The organism is Dictyoglomus sp., from assembly GCF_049968615.1.
Lineage (GTDB): Bacteria > Dictyoglomota > Dictyoglomia > Dictyoglomales > Dictyoglomaceae > Dictyoglomus > Dictyoglomus turgidum.
The window spans coordinates 1-871 of record NZ_JBMFQK010000026.1 but is presented as its reverse complement, the minus strand read 5'-3'; the positions used below and the strand labels follow the sequence as shown (position 1 = coordinate 871).

General features: G+C 33.2%; 1 protein-coding gene. It reads left to right on the top strand.

All coding sequences use genetic code 11. From position 1 onward, the window contains the following. Nucleotides 1-356: 356 nt before the first annotated feature. Complete coding sequence (locus ACP5QL_RS09225) at nucleotides 357-761, top strand: hypothetical protein (protein ID WP_428127292.1); 405 nt, start codon at nucleotides 357-359, stop codon at nucleotides 759-761. Nucleotides 762-871 lie beyond the last annotated feature (110 nt).

Here is an 871-nt window from a genome sequence, read left to right as displayed (position 1 = left end):
TATGGCGCAAAATCTTGCCATGCTTGTGAGTAGAGGAGCAATAATAAGTGTGCTTTTTGTTACTCTATTTATAATTCTTCCTGACCTGTAATCAGTATTGAAAAAGTGATGCCTCCTTGTGGTAGAATTTGGAGGCGATTTTATATGTTTATTTTACCAAATTTACCTCTATCAAAAAACTTAGATCGCTTAAAAAGTTCTTTCCTTTGCAGTTCCTATAGGAGGTAGAGCTTTACCTACACTATAGAAAACAGTTTTTGTATTCGATAGAGAATTTACATATCCGGAACTGATGAAGTTTCTCATTGAGAATGAAATGTATTTCATCATAAGGTTAAAGAGGAATATATATGTAAATGGGAAACCCTTATGGAAATGTATTAGTTCATAAAGTGGTAGCCAATGTTTTTGTTTCAAATCTGCCAGCGGATATGCTAAGCTATGAACTTTACAGAAAAAGGATGAAGATAGAAGAAATGTTTAGAGATGAGAAGAGTAAGTTAAATTTAGAGTTATTAAGCTATATAGAGGAGGAAGAGGTGTTAGGGAGATGGTTAACAGTATATATGTTTGCTTTTTTCACAGTTTATCTTTTAACGAAGATGGAGGAGAGAAGAAGGAGGGCAAGAGGACTTGTGGAAGAATTAGAGAAAGGGATGATCAGTTTAATAAACTTTGGTTTATTGTTAGTAACGAATTTTTATAGATTGAAGATAAAGATAAGCAAGAAAAGAAGGTTAGTCCTGATATTTGAGGGGTGATAAAAGTGATTACAGGTCAGTTTATCATACTTCTTGCTTTAAAAGGTGATTTGGTTTGTTAGAGAGGGCAAGAGTTATTCTTAAAAAAGGAGTGCATACAAAGGTTGTTA